Source organism: Cytobacillus sp. NCCP-133 (assembly GCF_026011715.1).
Lineage (GTDB): Bacteria > Bacillota > Bacilli > Bacillales > Cytobacillaceae > Cytobacillus.
Genome location: NZ_BRVM01000051.1, coordinates 1 through 1,600 on the forward strand (window position 1 = coordinate 1; position 1,600 = coordinate 1,600).

Here is a 1,600-nt window from a genome sequence, read left to right on the forward strand (position 1 = left end):
GTATTTGAAGGACAAGATCCATAACGCTGACCCGCGAGGTCTTTTCGCCTCAGGCACCATGTTCCTATGTGATCTAACGTCCTAGAGGAGTTCCATTTTTATTTAAGTCATGCTTCGTTAATCCATAAATGAATCAAATTACTTAAGCAGATGAACGGGCATTCGCTAAAACATACCGATCATAAAAAAGTTGGACATTGGCTGCACGCAGTTTTTTTCTTAATTCGGTTAACAATACATAATTTTCTTGGTTCGTTTGATAAAGGGTTTGATTTCGAATCATGGAAAAGGCGAGTCGAATCATTCTATTCCCTATTGCAACATAGGCTTGATTTGGATGCTTTCCACGCTCTTTTAAGGCTATATATTTTTCTTTCATTGCTGGATTATTTACAGAAAGTGATCTCCCTGCTTGGTAGGTGACATTGCGAAACGTCCGCCTTCCCTGTTTAGAGATCTTGTAATGTGAAGGCTTCTTTCCTCCAGATTGTTTCACAATAGGATTGGTTCCTGCCAGCTTAATCAGTTGCCCTGCATGATCAAAATCGGATAGGTCTCCCATTTCCGCATATAATTCTGCCCCGGTGTTAACGGCAATTCCAGGTACAGAAAGAAGTACAGCACCTTCTGTCTGAATAAACATCTCTTCAATTTTTTTCTCAAGCACCCGAATCTGTTCGTCTAATAAATCTAATCGATCCAGTTTCTGATTTAATAGAAATATATCTGCCTCCACCTTATCCTTGGAACGAGATATAGAGTTTGAGGCAAACTCAAGAAGGATTTGAATCGAATGGTCTCGCAGCTTCAGGTTTTCGCGGATAGAAAGTGCACGGAGACCTTCTTTTCCCAGTTCCAGAATGTCACTGGGATGTGGATGGTGCCTCATTAGATAGCGAGCTGCTTTCCCAAAGAGGCTGGAAAAGGGTTTTACATATTCACGTTTTCCGTTTTTCCATATACTTTTTCCCTGCATTTCTCTAAATACATGATCTAAATGGACGCGAACTAGATTTTGAGTAGCTGTTCGCTCATCAACTAACTCCCGGCGGGAACGTGTTAATTTTTGCAAATCATGAACCGACCCAGATGGCAGTTCACTAGAAGTCCCCCTCCCATGAATAATAGATTGGACAATGGCCATCAAGTCTAGATTGTCTGTCTTCGACCAATTTAAAAGAGCTTGCCTTTCCTGTGATGTAGTGGCTGCATTCACCACACGCACATGATAGCCCTCCTGATGGCAACGACGGACCAGATCCTCGTAATAATGACCGGTTGTCTCAATGCCCACAACCACTTCTTTTATGTCATGAGCATTCATCACTTCTCCTATCTTTTTCTTAACCAACTCAAGACCAGAAATCGATGCATCAAAATCGAACGGTCGAACCAAGATATCTCCATAAAAGGAACTCAGCATTGCCTTATGTGTAAACTTAGCTGCGTCTATTGCCACAATTAATAGATGATCAGTTCCTGTTTCCCGAATAAATTTAGCCCATCGACTTCCGTTTTTCCCTTGAATATGATTGAATGGTGTATATACCATCGTTTTCAACTCCTTGTGGTGAGGTTTAGTAATTGGAAGTTCTGTGAT

1 protein-coding gene is annotated in these 1,600 nt (G+C 41.2%); it reads right to left on the reverse strand.

Going from position 1 to position 1,600, the window contains the following annotated elements:
• Positions 1–142: 142 nt before the first annotated feature.
• A partial coding sequence (locus NCCP133_RS21735; protein ID WP_309298102.1) for an IS110 family transposase occupies positions 143–1,600 on the reverse strand: 1,458 nt, incomplete at its 5' end.